Source organism: Virgisporangium aliadipatigenens (assembly GCF_016863615.1).
Lineage (GTDB): Bacteria > Actinomycetota > Actinomycetes > Mycobacteriales > Micromonosporaceae > Virgisporangium > Virgisporangium aliadipatigenens.
The window spans coordinates 419,828-439,289 of the sequence record NZ_BOPF01000002.1; the positions used below are offsets into that span (position 1 = coordinate 419,828).

The 19,462-nt window shown below is 73.6% G+C and carries 17 protein-coding genes; 7 read left to right on the forward strand and 10 right to left on the reverse strand.

Going from position 1 to position 19,462, the window contains the following annotated elements; all coding sequences use genetic code 11:
- Positions 1–28: 28 nt before the first annotated feature.
- Positions 29–649: a TetR/AcrR family transcriptional regulator gene (locus Val02_RS02560; RefSeq protein ID WP_203897186.1), complete on the reverse strand. Its 621-nt coding sequence runs from the start codon at positions 647–649 to the stop codon at positions 29–31.
- A gap of 75 nt (positions 650–724) precedes the next feature.
- Between Val02_RS02560 and Val02_RS02565 the strand changes: the two genes are divergently transcribed.
- A complete protein-coding gene (locus tag Val02_RS02565; RefSeq protein WP_203897187.1) occupies positions 725–1,573 on the forward strand; it encodes an alpha/beta fold hydrolase in 849 nt (282 codons plus the stop codon).
- Between the two features lie 97 nt (positions 1,574–1,670).
- Here Val02_RS02565 and Val02_RS02570 read toward each other — a convergent pair whose 3' ends face one another.
- Together Val02_RS02570 and Val02_RS02575 are read right to left on the reverse strand one after the other, a co-directional pair.
- Entirely contained in the window at positions 1,671–2,546 is an 876-nt protein-coding gene (locus Val02_RS02570; RefSeq protein WP_203897188.1) for an alpha/beta fold hydrolase, read from the reverse strand.
- A 136-nt stretch (positions 2,547–2,682) separates the two neighbouring features.
- Entirely contained in the window at positions 2,683–4,074 is a 1,392-nt protein-coding gene (locus Val02_RS02575; RefSeq protein WP_203897189.1) for a hypothetical protein, read from the reverse strand.
- Between Val02_RS02575 and Val02_RS02580 the strand changes: the two genes are divergently transcribed.
- The 3 genes from Val02_RS02580 (at position 4,064) to Val02_RS02590 (ending at position 6,602) form a co-directional block, all read left to right on the forward strand.
- Positions 4,064–4,279 carry a hypothetical protein gene (locus tag Val02_RS02580; protein ID WP_203897190.1) on the forward strand — a complete coding sequence of 72 codons (216 nt, stop codon included), beginning with the start codon at positions 4,064–4,066 and terminating at the stop codon, positions 4,277–4,279. The genes Val02_RS02575 and Val02_RS02580 overlap by 11 nt on opposite strands.
- A 185-nt stretch (positions 4,280–4,464) precedes the next feature.
- A complete protein-coding gene (mltG, locus tag Val02_RS02585) occupies positions 4,465–5,664 on the forward strand; it encodes an endolytic transglycosylase MltG (RefSeq protein WP_203897191.1) in 1,200 nt (399 codons plus the stop codon).
- Positions 5,664–6,602, forward strand: coding sequence for a hypothetical protein (locus Val02_RS02590; RefSeq protein ID WP_203897192.1), 939 nt, complete (start codon positions 5,664–5,666; stop codon positions 6,600–6,602). The genes mltG and Val02_RS02590 overlap by 1 nt, the downstream gene beginning before the upstream one ends.
- A gap of 9 nt (positions 6,603–6,611) precedes the next feature.
- Here Val02_RS02590 and Val02_RS02595 read toward each other — a convergent pair whose 3' ends face one another.
- Positions 6,612–8,306 carry a fatty acyl-AMP ligase gene (locus Val02_RS02595; protein ID WP_203897193.1) on the reverse strand — a complete coding sequence of 565 codons (1,695 nt, stop codon included), beginning with the start codon at positions 8,304–8,306 and terminating at the stop codon, positions 6,612–6,614.
- A gap of 118 nt (positions 8,307–8,424) precedes the next feature.
- Here Val02_RS02595 and Val02_RS02600 point away from each other — a divergent pair, with 118 nt between their 5' ends.
- Positions 8,425–11,253: an AfsR/SARP family transcriptional regulator gene (locus Val02_RS02600; RefSeq protein WP_203897194.1), complete on the forward strand. Its 2,829-nt coding sequence runs from the start codon at positions 8,425–8,427 to the stop codon at positions 11,251–11,253.
- Here the strand turns inward: Val02_RS02600 and Val02_RS02605 are convergent, their stop codons facing one another.
- The 5 genes from Val02_RS02605 to Val02_RS02625 all read right to left on the reverse strand — a co-directional run bounded on the left by Val02_RS02605 (position 11,254) and on the right by Val02_RS02625 (position 16,282).
- Positions 11,254–11,670: a DUF6069 family protein gene (locus tag Val02_RS02605; protein ID WP_203897195.1), complete on the reverse strand. Its 417-nt coding sequence runs from the start codon at positions 11,668–11,670 to the stop codon at positions 11,254–11,256.
- A gap of 13 nt (positions 11,671–11,683) precedes the next feature.
- Complete coding sequence (locus Val02_RS02610; protein ID WP_203897196.1) at positions 11,684–12,130, reverse strand: cytidine/deoxycytidylate deaminase family protein; 447 nt, start codon at positions 12,128–12,130, stop codon at positions 11,684–11,686.
- A gap of 3 nt (positions 12,131–12,133) precedes the next feature.
- On the reverse strand, positions 12,134–12,751 hold the full coding sequence (locus Val02_RS02615) for a GTP cyclohydrolase II (protein WP_203897197.1): 618 nt from the start codon (positions 12,749–12,751) through the stop codon (positions 12,134–12,136).
- A gap of 82 nt (positions 12,752–12,833) precedes the next feature.
- A complete protein-coding gene (locus Val02_RS02620) occupies positions 12,834–14,588 on the reverse strand; it encodes an ABC transporter ATP-binding protein (RefSeq protein ID WP_203897198.1) in 1,755 nt (584 codons plus the stop codon).
- Positions 14,585–16,282, reverse strand: a complete 1,698-nt coding sequence (locus Val02_RS02625) for an ABC transporter ATP-binding protein (protein ID WP_239151722.1) — start codon at positions 16,280–16,282, stop codon at positions 14,585–14,587. Before Val02_RS02625 ends, Val02_RS02620 begins: the two co-directional genes overlap by 4 nt.
- A 75-nt stretch (positions 16,283–16,357) precedes the next feature.
- Between Val02_RS02625 and Val02_RS02630 the strand changes: the two genes are divergently transcribed.
- Positions 16,358–17,515 (forward strand): pentapeptide repeat-containing protein, encoded by a 1,158-nt coding sequence (locus tag Val02_RS02630; protein WP_203897200.1) that lies wholly within the window; start codon positions 16,358–16,360, stop codon positions 17,513–17,515.
- Here the strand turns inward: Val02_RS02630 and Val02_RS02635 are convergent.
- The gene (locus tag Val02_RS02635) at positions 17,508–18,884 is read right to left on the reverse strand and encodes an alpha,alpha-trehalose-phosphate synthase (UDP-forming) (RefSeq protein WP_203897201.1); all 1,377 of its coding nucleotides are present in this window, start codon (positions 18,882–18,884) and stop codon (positions 17,508–17,510) included. The genes Val02_RS02630 and Val02_RS02635 overlap by 8 nt on opposite strands.
- A 124-nt stretch (positions 18,885–19,008) precedes the next feature.
- On the opposite strand from Val02_RS02635, the gene trxA reads away from it, so the two are divergent.
- On the forward strand, positions 19,009–19,443 hold the full coding sequence (gene trxA, locus Val02_RS02640; RefSeq protein WP_203897202.1) for a thioredoxin: 435 nt from the start codon (positions 19,009–19,011) through the stop codon (positions 19,441–19,443).
- Positions 19,444–19,462: the final 19 nt, after the last annotated feature.

A 19,462-nucleotide genomic window follows, 5' to 3' on the forward strand; every position in this document is an offset into this window, starting at 1 on the left:
CACCCGGGAACGGTCCCGCCTTCCGCGGTCATCGGCGGTCGGCTCCGGGTGCTGTGCGCAGGCCGTCGAGCATTCCGCCGATGATGCGCAGGCACTCCTCGGTGGCGGCGCGCGGGTCCTCGGCGGCGGACACGTAGCGGGCCGCCTCGTTGAGTGCCCCGAGCAGCAGCCGGGCCAGCGGTGCGGCCGGTTGGGGTGCGAACGTCCCGTCGGCGAGCAGGGTGTGCACCGCCTGCTGGACGAGCCCGAGGCCGTAGCGTTCGCTCAGTTCCTGCCAGCGTGCGGCACCGAGGACGGCCGGTGCGTCGCGGAGCACGATCCGTTCGGTCGCCGGGTCGGCGCATGCGGCGAGGAAGGCGCGCGCGCCGGAGATCAGCCGTTCGACGGGATCCGTGGTCGGTTCGGCGAGGGCCGCCGTGACCTCGGCGACGATCCGGGTCTCGACGGCCTCGACCACGGCGGTGAACAGCTCGGCCTTGTCGCGGAACTGGTGGTACAGCGCGCCGCGGGTGACCCCGGCCGTCTGGACGATCTCCTCGGTGCCCACGTCGGCGTATCCGCGCTGCGCGAACAGCGTCCGGGCTACCGCGATCAACCGCTCCCGGGTGGCCGCCGAGCGCAGGTCGTGCTTGGTCGTCTTACGTTCCACGAGACCGGCTCCTTGTTTACGTACAGCCTGTATGTAAAAGTACGTACAGGCTGTACGTCTTTTGAGGAGCATCGTATGCCACACGCCACCCTGCCCACCGGCACCGTCCACTACCGCGACACCGGCACCGGGGAACCGCTGGTCTTCCTCCACGGGCTGCTGCAGGACGGAAGGGTCTGGGACCCGTTGCTCGACCGGCTCGGCGAGCGGGTCCGCCGCATCGTTGCGGACCTGCCGCTCGGTGCCCACCGCACCGCGATGCGGCCCGACGCCGACCTGAGCGCCTCCGGCGTCGCCGACATCGTCGCCGGTCTGCTCGAGCACCTGGACCTGCGTGGCGTCACCCTCATCGGCAACGACACCGGCGGCGCCATCGCACAGATCGTCGCGGCCCGTCACCCCGAACGCCTGGGACGGCTCGTCCTGACCAGCTGCGAAGCGTTCCACAACATGCCGCCGGCACCCTTCCGGACACTGCCGCCGGCCGCCCGGCTCGGACTGCTGCCGCTGATCCTGTCGACCCTGCGGATCAGGGCCACTCGCGGGCTGCCCAACGGATACGGCCGGCTCACCAACCGGCCGCTCCCGCACCACCTGATCGACGACTGGCTCGCGGCCTACCGCGCCGACCCGGGGGTCCGACGCGACACCCGCCGCTTCGTCGCTTCGCTGGGTGACCGCGGAATGCTGACCCGGCTCGGCGACGACCTGGCCCGGTTCCCGCATCCCGCCCTCGTTCTGTGGGCCGCCGACGACCGGCTCTTCCCGGTGGCGCACGCCGAGCGGCTCGGCAGGCTCCTACCGCACGCACGGGTCGCGACCGTCGCGAACAGCCGTACCTGGCTCATGATCGACCAACCGGAGCGCACCGCCACGCTGATCCAGCGCTTCCTGCGGGAGACCCCGCTCGCGCTCCACCCGTAGGCCATCGCGACGGCGGGATCGTCGTCGGTCACGGGCGAGTCGAGCCGCACGGGCACCGTATCGATGAACGGCGGGCGCTCCTTCGTTCGGGCGGAGCTCAGGACAGCGGCAAAGGAAGGTTGCCCGCCGCGGCGATGACGGCCGCGGCGAAGTCGTGCGGGCGTTCCAGCGGGAGAAAGTGTCCGCAGTCGACGTGCTGGATCCGGACGTCGGTGAAGAACCGGTCGAGCCGGTCGGACCACGCGGGTGGGAACAGCGGGTCGTGCTCGGGCCACAACACGGTGGTCGGGACGGCGATCCGCTGCGCCGGCCGGGGCTCCCGTTCGGCCGCGACCCTGCCGAGCCCTCCGACGCCCGCGCGGTACCAGCCGATCGACGCGGTGAACGCGCCCGGCTCGGCGTACACCGAGACGAGGTGTTCGAGATGGTCGTCGGGGAGGGCGAACCCTGGGCCGGCCCAGTGTGTCCAGAAGTGGCGCAGGTAGAGGCGCACGGCGTCCGGCCGGCCGTCGATGAGTTCGCCGGCGACCGGCAGCTGATGGAAGGGCAGGTACCAGAACTCCTGCTGCGCCGTCGGGCCGAGGATCCGTTCGCCGATGCCGGGCAGCGGTGGGGTGAGTACGAGCGCTCGCAGCAGGTCCGGCCGGTGCAGGGCGACGGACTGAGCGATCCGGCTGCCGATGTCGTGTCCGCCGAGGACCGGCCGGTTCGGCCCGAGTTCCTCGATCAGCGCGATGACGCTGCGGGCCTGGGCATCGGCGCTGTAGTGAAGGGTCGGATCGGCAGGGTGTTTGTCGGAGGCGCCGAAGCCGCGTAGGTCGGGGACGATCACGTCGGCCGTGGACAGGAGGGGAACGACGTCGCGGTACTCGGTGCGGTCGCTCGGCCAGCCGTGCAGCAGTACCACGGGAGGACCGGTCCCGGTCCGTTCGTAGGCGAGCCGGAACCCGTCGACGGCGGCTGTCCGATACACGCCGCCACGATAACGGGGCATCGTGCTCGGCGTCGGCGGCGAGCGTCATGCGGGTCCGGCGCCCCGGACACGGCGGAGGGCCGCACGGCGTCGGCGAACGCCGTGCGGCCCTCGTGGTGATCGATCAGGACCGGATTCAGGGGCTCGTGTCGTCGTAGGTCGCGTCCGTCATCTGGCCGACGCCGACGATGGAGTACACGTCGCTGTTCGGGTCGCCCGGGCCGATCCGTCGGTGGATCTGCCGGGTGACGGCCATCTGCAGCGGGTCGGTGGGCAGCTCGGACAGTTCCAGGTACGCCTGGTCGTCGATGGTGAACGGGTCGGACCAGGGGCCGGGGATCGACGGCCCGTGGTCGTTCGCGAACGCCACCGCGTACCGGACCTTCGTTCCCGACACCCACCCGCCCGGCTGGGGGAGCGGCTTGCTGACGCCGGTGGCGGTGCCGACCTTCGGCGCCTTCGTCGGCGGCTGCGGGGGCAGGTGCTGGTTCCATTGGTCGATGGCGGACTGCCACTGCTTGACCGTTGCCGTGGCGTTGCCGTAGGTGGCGTCGAGTTGTGCGACGACCGCGCTGACGTGGCTGTCGTGCGCCTGCTGGACGGTGTCCTGGTGTTCGACCGTGGTGCCCTGGCTGCAGCAGTTCCCGCCGGTGAACGTGTCGTCCACGTAGTTGGTGGTGTCGGTGTCGCCGAGCGCGGCGTCGCGGTACGTCCAGCCGTTGGTGTAGTAGTAGCCGTCGCCGCCGTTCGGGTCGAACTGCCAGTGCTGCTCGGTGTACCGGTAGGGCTCCGTGATCTGCGCCAGCCGCTGCGACTCCTGGTCGCTGATGTACTGGCTGACCTGCTGCGCCTGGCCGACGACACCGCCGCCGCCGACGGTGGCGGTCAGGAAGTTGGCGTAGTCGTCCAACCACTGCTGGGTGTACGTGGCGAAGTTCGCGTCGTCGCCGGCCTTGTCGGCGGTGGAGGCGAGCAGCGCGTCCAACTGCACGATCATCTTGAGGCCGAGCAGCAGCACGGACCCGCCGAGTACCCACAGGTCGAAGACGCCCGCGGTGGAGAGATGGTCCTGCAGGCCCGCGACCGCGTCGTACACGCTGTCGTGGCCCGGTCCGGTCATCGCCCGCAGCTTCACGAGAACCGTGTTGTTGATGTAGGTGGTGTTGTTCCCCTGCGTGATGCTCAGGGTCTGGTGCTGCTGCACCATCCAGGCGGCGAAGCCCTTGATGTTCCGGGCGAACGTCGCGATCTCCTGCTGTTCCTCATACTGCTCGAGCTGCTGCACCACCGCGGTGAACGGGCTCGGCGCGTCCTGGTCGCCGAAGAAGAGCTGGACCAGGGTGAGCGCCGCCGCGCCCACCGGACCCCACGGCTCGGGCAGCGCCCAGACCAGGACGTCGGCGACCTGCAGCGCCGCGCCGGCGGCGTCACCCAGCTGCGGGCCGGCGCCGAGCCTGCGCTGCGGCGGCCGGTTCGCCGTACGGGGCACCCCGTGCAGCCGTTCGGTGGAGGTGGAGGTGACCGACACCGGCACGGCGCTGCGGATCGTGGGGCAGCTGGTCCCGCCCGGGCCCGCGCGGGTGCGGGTCGAGCAGCCGGAGTCCACTGTGGAGGGTGACGCCGACGCGCTCGGCCGCTTCGCCGTCTCGGGGGTGCGCTCCGGACCGGGTCGGCTGACCATGACCCCGATCGACGGCGGTGTGACGCTGCGCTCGCAGTGGACGGTGTTCTGACGGGTGGTGCCCCGGGCCGCGCGCGATCCGGGGCAGGCCACACCGGTGGAACACGCGGCGTGGGTCCGGCGGTCGCGCTCCGGATCGGATTCCCGAAGGTGGATGGGTCGTCGGCGGCCGCGCCGGGCAACTCCGTAGGCTGTCCGGACGCAACGGGCGGGCAGGACGGGCAGCGGAGGCATTACGTGGACGACGAACGCGACTTCGAGCTGTCGTGGGAAGACGACGACCGGTCCCGTCGCCGTCGTGGGCGTGGCGGCACCGCCACCGTGGAACGCCCGCGCACCGAACGCAAGAGCCGCACCGGCGTCGCCCTGGTGCTTGCACTGGTGATTCTCGTAGTCCTCGGCGGCGGCGCCTGGTACGGGTTCGAGAAGGCGCGCGGCTACTTCGACGTGCCGGACTACAACTCCGGCGGCACGGGGGAGACCCAGTTCGAGGTGAAGTCGGGTGCGACCGCCGCGCAGATCGGTACCGACCTGGTGACGGCCGGCGTGGTGAAGAGTCAGAAGGCGTTCGTCGAGGCGGCGAAGAAGAACGCGCGGAGCAAGGACGTCCAGCCCGGCTTCTACCGGATGCGGCTGCAGATGCGGGCCTCCGACGCGCTGGCCGCCCTGCTGAACCTCACCAACAAGGTGCAGCGCAAGGTGACCGTTCCGGAGGGGGAGGCCACGTTCAAGATCTACGAACTGCTGGCCAAGGCGACGAACATCCCGGAGCAGCAGTTCAAGGACGCCGCGAAGGACACGCAGGCGCTGGGCATCCCGGAGTCCTGGTACACGCGGCTGGACGGGCAGCAGTCGGCGAAGGGCGTCGAGGGGTTCCTGTTCCCGCAGACGTACCAGTTCAACCCGGGGGTGACGGCGCCGCAGGTGCTCAAGGAGATGGTCGAGCACTTCATGGAGGTCGCCGAGCGGATCGGGTTCACCAAGAAGCTGGCGGCGGCCGGGAACCCGTTCAGCCCGTACGAGGCGCTGATCCTGGCCTCGATGTCGCAGGCCGAGGCCGGGGTGACCGAGGATCTCGGCAAGATCTCCCGGGTCGGCTACAACCGGATCAAGAAGCACAAGATGCCGCTGGAGTACGACGTCACGACCAACTACTGGCGGCAGTTGCAGGGCAAGCCGAAGGTGCCGTCGAACGCGCTCACCGACGCCGAGATGAAGGATCCGCGCAACACCTACCGGACGCACGGCAAGCTCGGGCTGCCGCCCGGGCCGATCTGCAGCCCCGGCGAGGCGGCTCTGCGCAGCGCGGCGGAGCCGACCCCGGGGGAGTGGATCTTCTTCGTGGCGGTCGACAAGGAGGGGCACTCGAAGTTCGCCACGACCGACAAGGAGCACGAGAGGAACAAGCGCGAGGCGGAGAAGAACGGCGTCCTGTAGTGCCGTCACCGGAGGGGCTGCCGCCCGAGGTCGCCCGCGCGCTCGTCGCGCACGGCCACGAGGACGAGGCGCGCCGGCGGGCGGAGCGGGGCGACCGGGAGTGCGCGCACGCCCTCGCGCGTTCGCTGGTCGAGCGGGACCGGCCGGACGAGGCGATCGCCGTCCTGCGCCCCCTCGCCGACGGCGGCCAGTGGCGGGCCGTCGAGACGCTCGCCGGGATCCTCGACGCGGGCGGCCGTACGGCGGAGGCGATCGCGCTGGTGCGGCGTCACGCGGACGCGGGCGGACCCTTCACGGGAACGGTGTTGGCACCGCTCCTCGCCCGGCAGGGGCGCGCGGACGAGGTTCTCGCGATGCTGCGTGGGCACGTGTCGGACTCGCGCTACGCGGAGGCCCTGGTCGCGCACACCGCCGGCGCGGGGCTCGACGACGAGGTCGCCGCGCTGCTCGAGGAACGGCTGGCCGCGGAGCGGTCGATCCCCCGCGAGTTCCGGCATGTCGAGCCCCTGTTCACCGAGCACCTCCTGGCCCTGGTCCGGCAACGGCGGGCCGGGGCGGAGCACCCCGTCACGAGCGAGCCGCACGACGCCGAGCAGGTGGCCGACGACCGAGCGGGGCAAGCGGACCGCAGCGACCAGGAGGATCAGGAGGACCCGGAGGACGAAGCGGACCACGAGGTTCTCGAAGACCCACTGGTCCGCGCTGACCGGCTCGTCGAGGCGGGCCGCCCGGAGGAGGCGATCGCGCTCCTGTCGGCGCTCGACCGCCGTCCCTGGACCGACGCGCACCTGGCGACCCTGCTGATCGGGCAGGGGCAGGTGGCTCGCGCCCTCGCGCTGTGCGACTCCGCCGCGCCCGACCCGGCCGAGGCGGCGGAGCGGGCGGCCAGGAACGAGGCGGACGCGGCGTTCTGGCACCGGTTCCGCTCCGGCCCCTAGCGACTGTCCTCAGTGGACTGTGGCCGCGCCGGCGAGGAGGAGTTCGCGGCAGGCGGCGCGGCGCACCTTGCCGCTCGTCGTGACCGGCAGCGCCCCGACCGGCAGCAGCAGCACGTCGGCGACGTCCACGCCGTGTTCGGCCGCCACCGCCGCGCGCACCGTCGCCGCCAGCGCCTCCCGACGGGACTCCTCAAGGGGGAACGCCACGCGCACCTCGACCGCCACGGCGAGCCGTTGCGCCGCGCCGTGCGCCACCGCCACGCACCGCCGCCCCTCGAACGCGGGATCGCTACCCTGCACGGTGTACTCGACGTCCTGCGGGTGCACACTGCGCCCGTCGACGGTGATCACGTCGGCGAGCCGCCCGACGATGAACAGTTCGCCCTCCCGGAGGAAGCCGAGGTCGCCGGTACGCAGGTAGAGGCGTTCGTCGAAGCCGGCCAGCCGGCCGCCGAACGTGGCCGTCGTCTCGGCGGGGCGCCGCCAGTAGCCCATGCCCACGCTCGGCCCCTGCACCCAGATCTCGCCGACCTCGCCCGGTGCGCGTTCGGCGTGGTGGGTCGGGTCGACGATCCGCACGGTCAGCCCCTCGGGCCGGTGGCCGCAGCCGACCAGTGCCCGGCTCGCGCCCGGGTCGGCGTTCGGCACGGCGACGCCGTCCTGCAGCCCGCGCCGGTCGAACGACACCACGCGTGGCGTGCCGCCGTGGCGCAGCCCGCTGACGAACACGGTCCCCTCGGCGAGGCCGAAGCACGGCGCGAACGCCTCCGCCCGGAACCCGCTCGGCCCGAAGTGCGCCGCGAACTGCGCCAGCGTGCGGGGCCGGACGGGTTCGGCGGCGTTCAGGACCACCGACAGCGTGCGCAGGTCCAGCGTGTCGCGCTGCTCGGCGGTCACCTTGCGCACGCACTGGTCGAACGCGAAGTTCGGCGCGGCGGTGAGCGTGCCGCCCACGGCGGAGACGACCCGCAGCCACACGAACGGCCGCAGCAGGAACGCCATCGGTGGGATGAGGGTCATCGTGCCGCCGTGCAGGGCGGTGTACATCATCAGCGCCAGGCCCATGTCGTGGAAGTGCGGCAGCCAGCTGACGGTGCGCAGGTGCGCCGGCTGCGGGGCGAGGGCGTGCGTGAAGTCGGTGAGCATCCGCAGGTTGTGCAGGTAGTTCTTGTGCGTGATGAGCACCCCGCGCGGCACGCCGGTCGAGCCGGAGGTGTACTGCAGCACGGCCACGTCGCAGCGGCGGTACAGCGGCGCCACGTCGTACGTGTCGGCGGCGACGACGACCGGCCCGAACGCCGCCGGCGCCCGCCCGCCGAGCTGCGCCGCGACGGCCGCGGTCGTCACGGTCAGCGCCGGCCGGGCGTCGTCGGCCAGGGCGGCCAGGTGGGCGATCGCGCGTTCGCCCTGCTGCGGCAGCGGCGCCGGCACGGCCGTGACGCCGGCGTAGAAGCAGCCGAAGAGCGCCGCCGTGAAGTCGACCCCCGACGGGTGCAGCAGCAGGACCCGGTCGCCCGGTTCGGTCATGGTGATCAGCTGCGCCGCCACGGCGAGGGCGCGCCGGTGCAGGTCCGCGTACGTGAGCCGTTCGGTGATCCGATCCTCGATCCCGACGTGCTGGCAGGCGACCCGATCGGGCTGCGCCACCGCGCGCCGGCGCAGCAGTTGTCCGAGGTCGGTCACGTCGTGCGGTGCGTCGATCATCAGGTGTCCCTCCGGCTTGTCAGTTGCCCGGACAACCCTGGAGAACCCGCGTCAACAAGATGCCGACAAGGCGTCAACGGGAAGATCGCTCCCGCGCAAGTGCGGAGGGGAGCTGCTGGTGGAACGCGACGGCTGGACGTTCACGGTGCTCGGCGCGGTGCGCGGCCACCACGGGGGTGCGGAGGTGCCGCTCGGTTCGCCGCAGCAGCGCGTGATCCTCGCGATGCTGCTGCTGCGGCCCGGGCCGGTGACGGTCGAGCACCTGATCGCGGGGCTGTGGTCGACGCCGCCGACCCGGGCGGCCGCCGGCACGGTGCGCACCTACCTGTCCCGGCTGCGCGCCCTGCTGCACCGCGACGACGACACCCGGCTGGTCTCCGACGGCGGCATGCACGAGCTGCGCCGGCCGCCGGGTTCCCTCGACCTGGATCTGGTCGAGCGCGATCTCGCCGACGCCGACGCGGCCGAGGCGGCCGGCGACCTCGACACCGCGCGCCGCCTCGTCGCGCGCTGCGCCCGGCGCTGGTCGGGCCCGGTGCTGACCGGGCTGGACGGGCCGTTCGTCACGGCGCGGCGGGGCAGCCTCACCGAGCGGCACATGGCCGTCGTCGAGCGGCGGCTGCGGCTGGATCTCGACGCGGGCGACACCGCGTCCGTGGTCGCCGCGCTCGCGACGCTGACCGACGAGCATCCGTTCCGGGAGAACCTGCGGGAGCTGCTGATGCTGGCGCTCTACCGGCAGGGGCGCACCGCCGAGGCACTGGAGGTCTTCGCGGCCACCCGTTCGCTGCTGCGCGACGAGTTGGGCATCGATCCGGGTGCGCGGCTGGCGACGTTGCACCGGCGGGTGCTCGACCGGGACCCGACCCTCGCCGCTCCCGGGCCGCCGCCGGTCGCCGAGCGGGGCCGTCCGACGGTCCGTCCGGCGCAGCTTCCGCGCGCCGCCGCCGCCTTCTCCGGCCGTCGCGCCGAGTTGGTCGAACTGGCGGAGCTGACCGCCGCCGCGGACACGACCGCGCTGGTGGTGATCGGCGGGATGGGCGGGCTGGGCAAGACGACGCTGGCCGTGCGCTGGGCCCACGCCGCCGCCGAACGCTACCCGGACGGCCAGCTCTTCGTGGACCTGCGCGGGTTCGGCCCGGACGGCGCCGCGCTGGATCCCGCGGAGGTGCTCGCCGAGTTCCTCGACGCGCTGGGCGTTCCGGATCGGCATGTCCCGCGCGGCACACCGGCCCGCGCCGCGCTCTTCCGCAGTGTGCTGAACGGTCGGCGCATGCTCGTTCTCCTGGACAATGCCCGGGACGGTGACCAGGTGCGGCCGCTGCTGCCCGGCGCACCCGGCTGCGCGGTCGTGGTGACCAGCCGCAGCCGCCTGCGGGACCTGGTGGTGGCCGAGGGCGCGACACCGATCCACCTCGGCCCGTTCTCCGCGGAGGAGACGCGTGCCTACCTCCGCGCACGCCTGGGCGGTGAGCGCGTCGACGCGGAACCGGCGGCGGTGGCCGGCATCGAGCGGCTCTGCGGCGGCTCGCCGCTGGCCCTGGCGGTGGTGGCCGGCCGGGCCCTGACCGATCCGGCGTTCCCGCTCGCCGCGGTCGCGGCCGAACTGGCGGCCGAGCCCGGCCTTTCCGGCTTCGCCGTGGCCGGCTCGGGATCCGACGTGCGGGCCGCGTTCTCCTGGTCCTACCGCAGCCTCCCGGCCCCGGCGGCGGACCTGTTCCGGCGGCTGGCCCTGCACCCGGGCCCGCACGTGGCGCTGGCCGGCGCGGTGAGCCTGGCCGGCGCCGACCGCGCGACGACCCGTGCGCTGCTGCGCGTCCTCTGCGACGCGCACCTGCTGAGCGAGTACGCGCCGGAGCGGTTCCGCCTGCACGACCTGCTGCGCGCCTACGCCACGGAACTGGTCCTGCGCGACGACGACGCCGCGGCGCGCGAGCGGGTGACGCGGCGGATCGTCGACCACTACCGCCACTCGGCCGTGAACGCCTCGGACGTGCTGCAGCCCACCCGCCGCCGCCTCGCCCTGGAGCCGCCGGCCGAGGGTGTGCTCCCCGAGGCGCCGCAGCGGTACGAGGCGGCCGTCGCCTGGTACGACGCGGAGATCGACAACCTGACGGCGCTGATCGAGTTCTGCCGGCGTTCCGGGCGGCTGTGGGCGGTGCTGCACCTGACCTGGACGCTCGACCTGTACCGCACCGAGATCCGCCGGCGCGTCGCCGAGTGGGCCGAACGCCTCGGGCAGGCGCTGGAGTGCGCGCGGCGGCTCGACGCCGACTGGTGGATCGGTTACCTGCACAGTTCGCGGGGGCGCTGCACGGTGATGCTCGGCCGGCCCGCCGACGCGCGTCCCGACTTCGAGGCGGCGCTGGCCGTCGGCCGGGCCACGGACGATCCGCTGCGCACGGCCCTCGCCCTGCACGCGTTGAGCCTGACCGTGATCGGTTCGCACCGGCGGCCGCCCACCGCCGAGGAGGCCACGGCGGTCCACCCGTACGCGCGCGAGGCCCTGGAACTGTACGGCCGGGTCGACAACCACCCGAACGTCGCCGCCGTGGCGGCCTCCTCGCGCCGGCTCGTCGGCTGGTACGCGTTCCACCACGGGGGCGGCTACGCGGCGGCGCTGCCGCACTTCCACGCGGCGCTCGACAGCGGCGAACGCAGCGGCAACCGGCACGGCCTCGCCGCGACGCTGCTGGACCTGGGCCGGCTGCACCGCGCGGCGGGGGCGTTCGACGAGGCGGTGCGGGCGCATCGCGGCGCGCTGGAGCTCTACGGCGAGCGCAGCGACGCCCGGATCGAGGCGCTGGTCGAGCTGTACGTGACCCACCGCGACAGCGGCGCCCACGGCCACGCGATCCCGCTCCGGACGGAGGCCCTGCGGCTGCTGGCGGCCACGCGGTCGCCGGACGCGGACGGATACCGCCGGGCGCTGGACGCCGCCCCGTGATCAGGCCCGGGCCGCCGGTGGGATGAACCGCAGGTAGGCCGGAACGGCCGCCGCGGCGACCCCGAAGTGCATGAGCATCAACGCGACCACGCCGGCGGTGGTGATGCCCGGCTGCGCGTCCCGGTTGACCAGGAGCAGAACGTCCGGGATCAGGGAGAGCACCAGCACCGTCGGGACCAGGACGCGCAGCACGCCGGCGGCGTCGCGGGCGCGGCCGACGATCAGGTGCCAGCCGACCGCGCCGACGATCGCCCCGACGACCGTGAACAGCCCGTACACCGGCGGCTTCAGCGGCATGAACTCGTCGGAGGCGTCGAAGAGGCCGCGGGCCGCGAGCGCGATGACGCTGTTGACGACGAAGCCGCCGACGGCGCCGATGCCGGCCGCGGCAGCGGTCTTACCCCAGGAGATGGTCACGTCGGATCCTCCGTTACACGAATGCCAGGTGGCTGTTGACGGCGCGCGCCGATGCGGCCAGTGCGGGAAGTTCGACGACCTCGACCCCGTGGCGGCGCAGCGTCGCGACGCCCTCGCAGTCGGCGAACAGCGCCGGTTCGCGCCACGCGAGCACGACCCGGGTGATGCCGGCGGCCAGGATCAGCCGCGCGCACCCCACCGGCCGCGAACGCCGCGTGGTGCACGGTTCCAGCGAGGTGTAGACCGTGGCGCCGGCGAGGTCGACGGGCCGGCCGGCGAGCTTGGCCAGCGCGGCCTCCTCGGCGTGCTGCTGCGGGTCGTCCTCGCCGGTGTACCCGGTCGAGAGCGCCTGCCCGAGCCGGTCGACGACGACGGCCCCGACGGCGTAGCGGGCCGGCACCGGCGGCGCCGAACGGGACACCTCGATCGCGTGGGCGAGCCAGGCGAGGTCGGTCCGCACGGTCTACGCCGCGAGCGGGAGGTGCAGCGTGTGCGCGGTGCGGTCGCGCTTGGCGGTCAGGTAGCGGGCGTTCGCGGGGGAGAGGTGGACCCCGGTCGGCACGCGCTCGGCGACGTCCACGCCGAGCGCCGCCAGCTGGACGGCCTTGTCGGGGTTGTTGGACAGCAGCCGGATCTCGTCCACGCCGAGCGCGGTGAGCATCTGCGCGGCGGCGGTGTAGTCCCGCTCGTCCTCGCCGCGTCCGAGCGCGAGGTTGGCCTCGTAGGTGTCGAGCCCCGCGTCCTGCAGCGCGTACGCGTCGAGTTTGGCGTACAGGCCGATGCCGCGGCCCTCCTGGCGCAGGTAGAGCAGGTAGCCGCCGGCCTCGGCGATGCGTTCGACGGCCTCGCGCAGCTGCGGTCCGCAGTCGCAGCGCTCGCTGCCGAACACGTCGCCGGTGAGGCACTCGCTGTGCGGCCGCACCAGCGGGACCCCGCGCGGGTGGCGGTGGTCGCCGAGGCCGAGGGCGAGATGTTCGCGCCCGTCGGCGAGGCCGGTGAACGTGAAGACCTCCGCGGCGGTGGCGTAGCCGTCGGGGAAGCGCAACGGCACCGTGACCCGCGTCCGTATCCGTGCCGTCATGCCGACCTCCGATTGTTGATGTTTCAAGGAACAGCATTGCGCCGGAAACTTGAAACATCAACTAAGAAGGCTGTGGCCAACCTCACCGGACCCGCGTGCCCGCCGCCGTCCAGCCGTGCCAGAGGCGGCTGTAGAACCCGCCCGCGTCCAGCAGTTCCTCGTGCGTGCCGACCTCGGCGATCGCCCCGTGGTCGAGCAGCACCACCCGGTCGGCCCCGGCCGCCTGGGTCAGCCGGTGCGCCACGACCAGGGTCGTCCGCCCGGCCGTGGCAGCGGCGGCCGCCCGTTCCAGCTCGCGCGCGCCGGCGCTGCCCGCCTCGGCCGTCGCCTCGTCCAGGATCGCGACGTCGGGGTCCATCAGCACGAGCCGGGCCAGCGCGAGGTGCTGCGCCTGCGCGGCGGTCAGTTCGTGGCCGCCCTCGCCGACGTGGGTGTGCACGCCGTCCGGCAGGGCCCGCACCCAGCCGAGCGCGCCCACCCGGTCGAGCGCGGCGACGGCCTCCTCCTCGGTGGCCGTGGCGCGGGCCAGGCGCACGTCGTCGAGGAGCGTTCCGGCGAAGACGTGCACCTCCTGGCTGACCACGCAGATCCGCCGCCGCACCTCCCGCTCGCCGAACGCGGACAGGTCGACGCCGCCGAGGCGCACCGAACCGTCGGTCGCGGCGAGGATCCCCCCGGCGATGCCGGCGAGCGTGGTCTTGCCGGCGCCGCTGGCCCCGACGAGCGCGACCCGTTCGCCGGGGGCGATGCGCAGCGTCACGTCGCGCAGCACCGGCGGGCCGCCGTCGTAGCGGTAGTGCAGGCCGGCGAGGTCGAGACCGGTGTCCGCGGGAACGGGCGCGTCCGGGGCCGGCTCCGCGGGCGCCGCCAGCCGGGTCACCCCGACCAGCCGCGCGAGGCTCGCCCCGGCCTGCTGGATCGTGTCGAACTCGAAGACGAGCAGCCCGATCGGGTTGAACAGCCGATGGAAGTACAGCGCCGCGGCGGTCGTCGCGCCCACGGTCGTCTGGCCGGCCTGCACCAGCAGGAACCCGGTCACCAGCACCAGGCTCAACCCGAGGAACTCGGCCCGGCTGATCCACGAGGTGAACCGGAAGAACATCCGCAGCACCCGCAGCACCACGTCGACGGCCGCCTGCGAACGTTCGGTCACCAGACGCAGCTGTGTGCCCTCCAGCCGGTACGCGTGCACCGTCTCCACCCCGCGCAGCGCGCCGACGAGGGCCTGCGTGCGTTCGGAGGTGACCTCGCGCTGCCTGGCGTACAGCGGCGCCGACCGGGGCAGGTACGACCGCAGCGCGAACACGTACACCGGCCCGGCGGCCAGTCCCGCCAGGCACAGCCGCCAGTCGAGCGCCAGCAGCCCGAACGCCGTCAGCACGACCGTCAGCACGGCGCCGACCATGTCCGGCCCGGTCGTCGTGATGGCCCGGGTCACCACGGCCACGTCGTCGCCGGCGCGGGCCACGAGATCGCCGGTGCCGGCCTTCTCCACGACGGCGGAGGGGACGTGCAGCGCGCGGTCGACGACCCGTTCGCGCACCCGGGCCAGAACGGTCTCGCCGAGGCGCGCCACGAGCACGCTGCCGAGCGCGGTGAGCAGTCCGCCGACGGCGGCCGCCCCGGCGACGATCAGCGCGGCGTGCACGATCTGCCGATGCGAGGCCCCTCGCGCGATGTCGTCCACCATGCGGCCGAGCACCCACGGGGCGACCAGCCCGGCGGCGCTCGCGGCGACGACGGTGACGAACGCGGCACCGGTGCGCACCGGCAGCCGCCGGAACTCGGCGCCGAGCGCCGTCCAGGTCTGCCGGGCGGTGGCGACGGGCAGCTTCACCGCAGCACCAGCTCCCGGTAGCGGCGGTCGCCGTCGACGAGGTCGGCGTGCGTGCCCTCGGCGACGACCCGCCCCCCGTCGAGCACCACGACACGGTCGACCCGGTCGAGGAGCATCGGACTGCTGGTGATCACGATGGTGCTGCGGTCGCGCCGCAGCCGGGCGATCCCGTCGGCGATCAGGCCCTCGGTCACCGGGTCGACGGCCGTCGTCGGGTCGTGCAGCACCAGTACCGGTGGGTCGGCGGCGAGCGCGCGGGCTAGCGCGATGCGCTGCCGCTGGCCGCCGGAGAGGTTCGTGCCGCCCTCGTCGAGGCGGTGCTCGAGGCCGTCCGGATGGGCGTCCACGACGTCGTCGGCCGCCGCCGCGCGGATCGCCCCGGCGAGCTGCCCGTCGGGGCCGTCGCCGCCGGGCAGCAGGTTCTCCCGCAGGGACCCCTCGAAGAGCCGGGTGCGGTGCGGCTCGGCGAGCACGACCCGGCGGCTCTCGTCGAGGTTCAGCTCCTGCGTGGGAACGTCGTCCAGCGCGACCACCCCCGCGTAGTCAGCCCTGGGCACCCGGCCGGCGAGCAGCAGCCGCAGCGCGTCCGCGTCGCGCGGGTCGTAGGCGACGACTCCGAGGAGTTCACCGGCGCGCGCCCGCAGGGAGACCGCGTCGAGCGTGCGGTAGCTGACCCCGTCCAGGCGCACGCGCACGTCGGCGGCGGCCGGGGCGGAACGGTCGCCCGGCGTCAGGCGCAGCGGCGTGCCGAGCAGGGCGGCGACCCGGCCGGCCGAGGCCTTCGCGATCGCGTACATCTGCACGCAGAAGCCGAACGTCTGCACCGGTTCGGCGATGAACTGCGCCAGCCCGACCACGGCCACCAGTTCGCCGACGCTCAGGGCGCCGTCCACGGCACGCCACCCGGCGAACCCGGCGACGGCCGCCAGGAAGAGGCCGTTGACCGTGCTGGTCAGCCCCCGGTGCACGCCCTTGGCGGTGGCCGTGCGCAGGGTCGCGTCGAGGGCCCGTTCGCTCGCGGCGGCGTAACGCTGCGCGGCGGTGTGCTGGGCTCCGATCCCGCGCAGCACCCGCAGGCCGCTGACCAGGTCGGTGGCGAGCGCGCCGGTGTCGGCGAGCGCGGCCTGCTGTTCCTCGCCGCGGCGGGTCAGCAGGGGCGCGAGCCGTTGCAGCCCCAGCACGATCAGCGGCACCCCGATGAGCACCCCGACCCCGAGCGGAACGTCGATGACGAGCAGCGCCGCGGCGGCCGCCACCAGCGCCGTGGTCGCGGCGAGGGTGACCCCGCAGGCGCGGACGATCACCGTGGTGTTCTCGGCGTCGGAGGAGGCGACGGAGAGCAGTTCGCCGTCGCGCAGCCCGCCGGTGTGCCCGCGCGGGTCGAGCGCCCGCTGCGCGATCTCGACGCGGATGCGGTGCGTCTCCCGTTCGATCGCGGTGGTGGTGAGGCGCGCACCGCCGCGCCACGCGAGCGACAGGCAGGTGAAGAGGCCGGCGAGGGCGAGCACGGACAGCGCGATCGCGGTCGCGTCGCCGGTGGCCACGGCCCGGTCGATGATCACACCGATCGCCACCGGAACGGCCACCTCGGCCCCCTGGTGGGCGCAGAGCAGCAGCACCCCGGCGACCAGCCGACCCCGGTGCCGGCGCAGCGTGCGGCGCAGCAGCCCGTTCGCGGTCAGTGGTTCCTCCACCCGGCCTCCTCTCAAGTGAGGTAAGCCTAACTAGGTGGCGGGCGGGGTTTGGGACCGGCCACTAGGCTGCCCGCCGTGGCCATCGATCATTCCGGGGAGACCCTCGTCGACGCGGACCTCAGCGGCCGGGTGCTCGACGGCGCCGACTTCGCCGACACCCGGTTCCACGGCACGACCCGCTTCGCCGGCGCCACCTTCGCCGGCGGCGCCCGTTTCACCCGCGCGGTCTTCCACGGCGACGTGGACTTCACCGGCGCGCGGTTCGAGGGCGAGGCGGAGTTCGGGCGGGTGCGCTTCCGCGGCCGGGCCGACTTCACCGGCGCGCACTTCGTCGACGTCGCCTGGTTCGGCCGGGGCACCGACACGTGGTGGGAGGACGACGAGGCCTGGGAGGGCATCGAGGAGATCGTGCCGGCCCCGTGGGACGAGCCCAACGAGGACGACCCGCAGTGGCCGTTGGCGGTGCTCATCGAGGACTACCAGGACTGGGAGGAGGGCGGCGACGGCGCGCGCTTCCGCGCCGACGCGTCGTTCCGGCAGGTGCGCTTCGACGGGCCGGCCTGGTTCTACAACGCCCGCTTCGCGGCCGGGGCGGCGTTCACCGGCGCCCGCTTCGCCGAACGGGTCCAGCTCGACCAGCCGGCCGTCGACCTGACCGGCGCCGCGTGGGCCGGCGGCGGCGAGTACGGCCCGTCGCGGTGGCCGCTCGGCTGGAGCGTGCCGGCCGGCGGTGGCGACCTGACGCCCGACGCGTCCGTGGCCCCCTACGCCGGCCGGATCGCCGACGGCACCGACCTGGAAAACCTCGCGCGCCTCGCCGACGAACGCCCCGAGCTGCGCCAACGCGTCGTGCAGACGCTGTGCGCGTTCCTGCGGGTGCCGGTGCCGTTCGAGCTGCGGGCGGGATCGCGCACCGCCGCGCAGGAGGCGCTGGTGGCGCTGCGCAAGGCCGCGCAGGAGGCACTGGCGGAGCAGCTGCGACACACGCCCGACCTGAACGTCTGGCTCTGCGGTGCCACGCTCGTCGACCTGGACCTGCGCGGCTGCGCGGCCGACTTCGTCGACTTCAGCGCGGCGCAGTTCCACGGGACGACGCGGCTGGACGGGAGCCGGTTGAAGCGGGCCAGGTACAGCGAGGACTGGTCGTGCGGGCGGGCGACGTTCCACGGGGACGTGGTCGTCGACGGCGAGCCGCCCGCCCACGCGGTCTTCCACCGCGCCGTTCTCAGCTGACGTCCGCCAACGCGTCGAGGAACTCCTTCGCCCACCGGTCGACGGTGTGCTCGTGCACCACGGCGCGCATCGTGCGCATCCGCCCCGCCAGGTCCTGCGGCGAGGCCGCGAGGGCGGCGCACATGCCCCGCTTCAGATCCTCGACGTCGTGCGGGTTGACCAGGAACGACTCGTCCAGTTCGGCCGCCGCGCCGGTGAACTCGCTGAGCACCAGCGCGCCGCCGTCGTCGACCCGTGCGGCGACGTACTCCTTCGCGACCAGGTTCATCCCGTCGCGCAGCGGGCTGACGACCATGACGTCGGCGGCGAGGTACATGGCGACCAGTTCGGCCCGGTCGCGGGACTGGAACAGGTAGTGCACCGGCGCCCGGCCGACGTCGCCGAACTCGCCGTTGATCCGGCCGACCTCCAGCTCCACCCGGTCGCGCAGCTGCTGGTACTGCGCCACCCGCAGCCGGCTCGGCGTCGCGACCTGCACCAGCACCGCCTCCTCGTTGGTGACGGTGCCGTCGCGCAACAGCTCGTGGAACGCCTTGAGGCGCTGCTCGATCCCCTTCGTGTAGTCCAGGCGGTCCACGCCGAGCAGCAGCCGCCGGTCGCCGAGTTCCTGGCGCAGGTGCCTCGCCTGCTCGCGCACCTCCGGGTCGTTCGCCAGTTCCTCGATCTCGTCGACGTCGATCGAGATGGGGAACGCCCGTGCGGTAACCGTGCGCCCGTCGACCTCGACGCGGTCCTCCTTCGGCGACAGGCCCAGCAGCCGTTCGGTCAGCTGGAGGAAGTTCTGCGCGGCCAGCGGGCGCTGGAACCCGACCAGGTCGGCCCCGAGCAGCCCGCGCAGCAGGTCGGCCCGGCGCGGCAGCTGCATGAACAGCTCCACCGGCGGGAACGGGATGTGCAGGAAGAAGCCGATGCGCAGGTCGGGACGGTGCTCCCGGAGCATCGCCGGCACCAGCATCAGCTGATAGTCGTGCACCCACACCGTGGCGCCCTCGGCGGCGAGCGCGGCCGTCGCGTCGGCGAACCGGCGGTTGACCGCCTCGTACGCCTCGCGCCATTCGCGGTGGTGCACCGGCTGCTCGACGGCGTCGTGGAAGAGCGGCCAGATGGTGGCGTTCGACTGCCCCTCGTAGAACCGGTCGATGTCCCGCGCGCTCAGCCCGACGGGGTGCAGGTGCATGCCGTCGAAGTCGAACGGCTCCGCTTCCTCGTCCGCCCCGCCGGTCCAGCCGACCCACGCGCCGCCGAGCCGCCGCACGATCGGGTGCACCGCCGTCACCAGCCCGCCGGGGCTGCGCGTCCACCCGCCGTCCTCGGCCGCGTCGACCGGCAGCCGGTTGGCCACCACGACGAACTGGTACGTGCCGCTCACCGATGATCACCTCCGGGAGGCCCTCTACCCGGGTTCGGGCACCGGCAACCACGAGTGAGCCTCGCCTCGGCGGGGAATGCGGACGGCGTCGATGTTGTCTTCCCTGCGGCGAAGGGAGACCAGGATGGCCGCTGACATCATCGCCTGCCCGAAGTGCGGGCAGCGCAACCGGATCCCGCCGGCCGCTTCGGGCGCGCCGGCGTGCGGGAAGTGCCGCGCGCGGCTGCCGTGGGTCGTCGACGCCGGCGACGCCACGTTCGCGAACGTGGTGGAGGAGTCACCGTTGCCGGTGATCGTGGACTTCTGGGCGACCTGGTGCGGGCCGTGCCGCATGGTGAGCCCGGCACTCGAACAGGTCGCCCGGGACCTCGCCGGCCGGGTGAAGCTCGTGAAGGTCGACATCGACCGGGCGCCGGGCCTGTCGCGCCGCTTCGTCGTGCAGGCGGTGCCGACGCTCATGGTGGTGGAAGGCGGGAAGGTGCGCGCACGGCGTTCGGGCACGGCGTCGGCGGCCGCCCTGAAGAACTGGGTCGAACAGTCGATGACCGCGAAGACCTGACGGCTGCCACGATGGCGGC

Coding starts and splice junctions, on each gene's coding strand:
- Val02_RS02615 (WP_203897197.1), bottom strand. CDS start 12,751: ATGACGGCACGGATACGGACGCGGGTCACGGTGCCGTTGCGCTTCCCC.
- Val02_RS02565 (WP_203897187.1), top strand. CDS start 725: ATGCCACACGCCACCCTGCCCACCGGCACCGTCCACTACCGCGACACC.
- trxA (WP_203897202.1), top strand. CDS start 19,009: ATGGCCGCTGACATCATCGCCTGCCCGAAGTGCGGGCAGCGCAACCGG.
- Val02_RS02595 (WP_203897193.1), bottom strand. CDS start 8,306: ATGATCGACGCACCGCACGACGTGACCGACCTCGGACAACTGCTGCGC.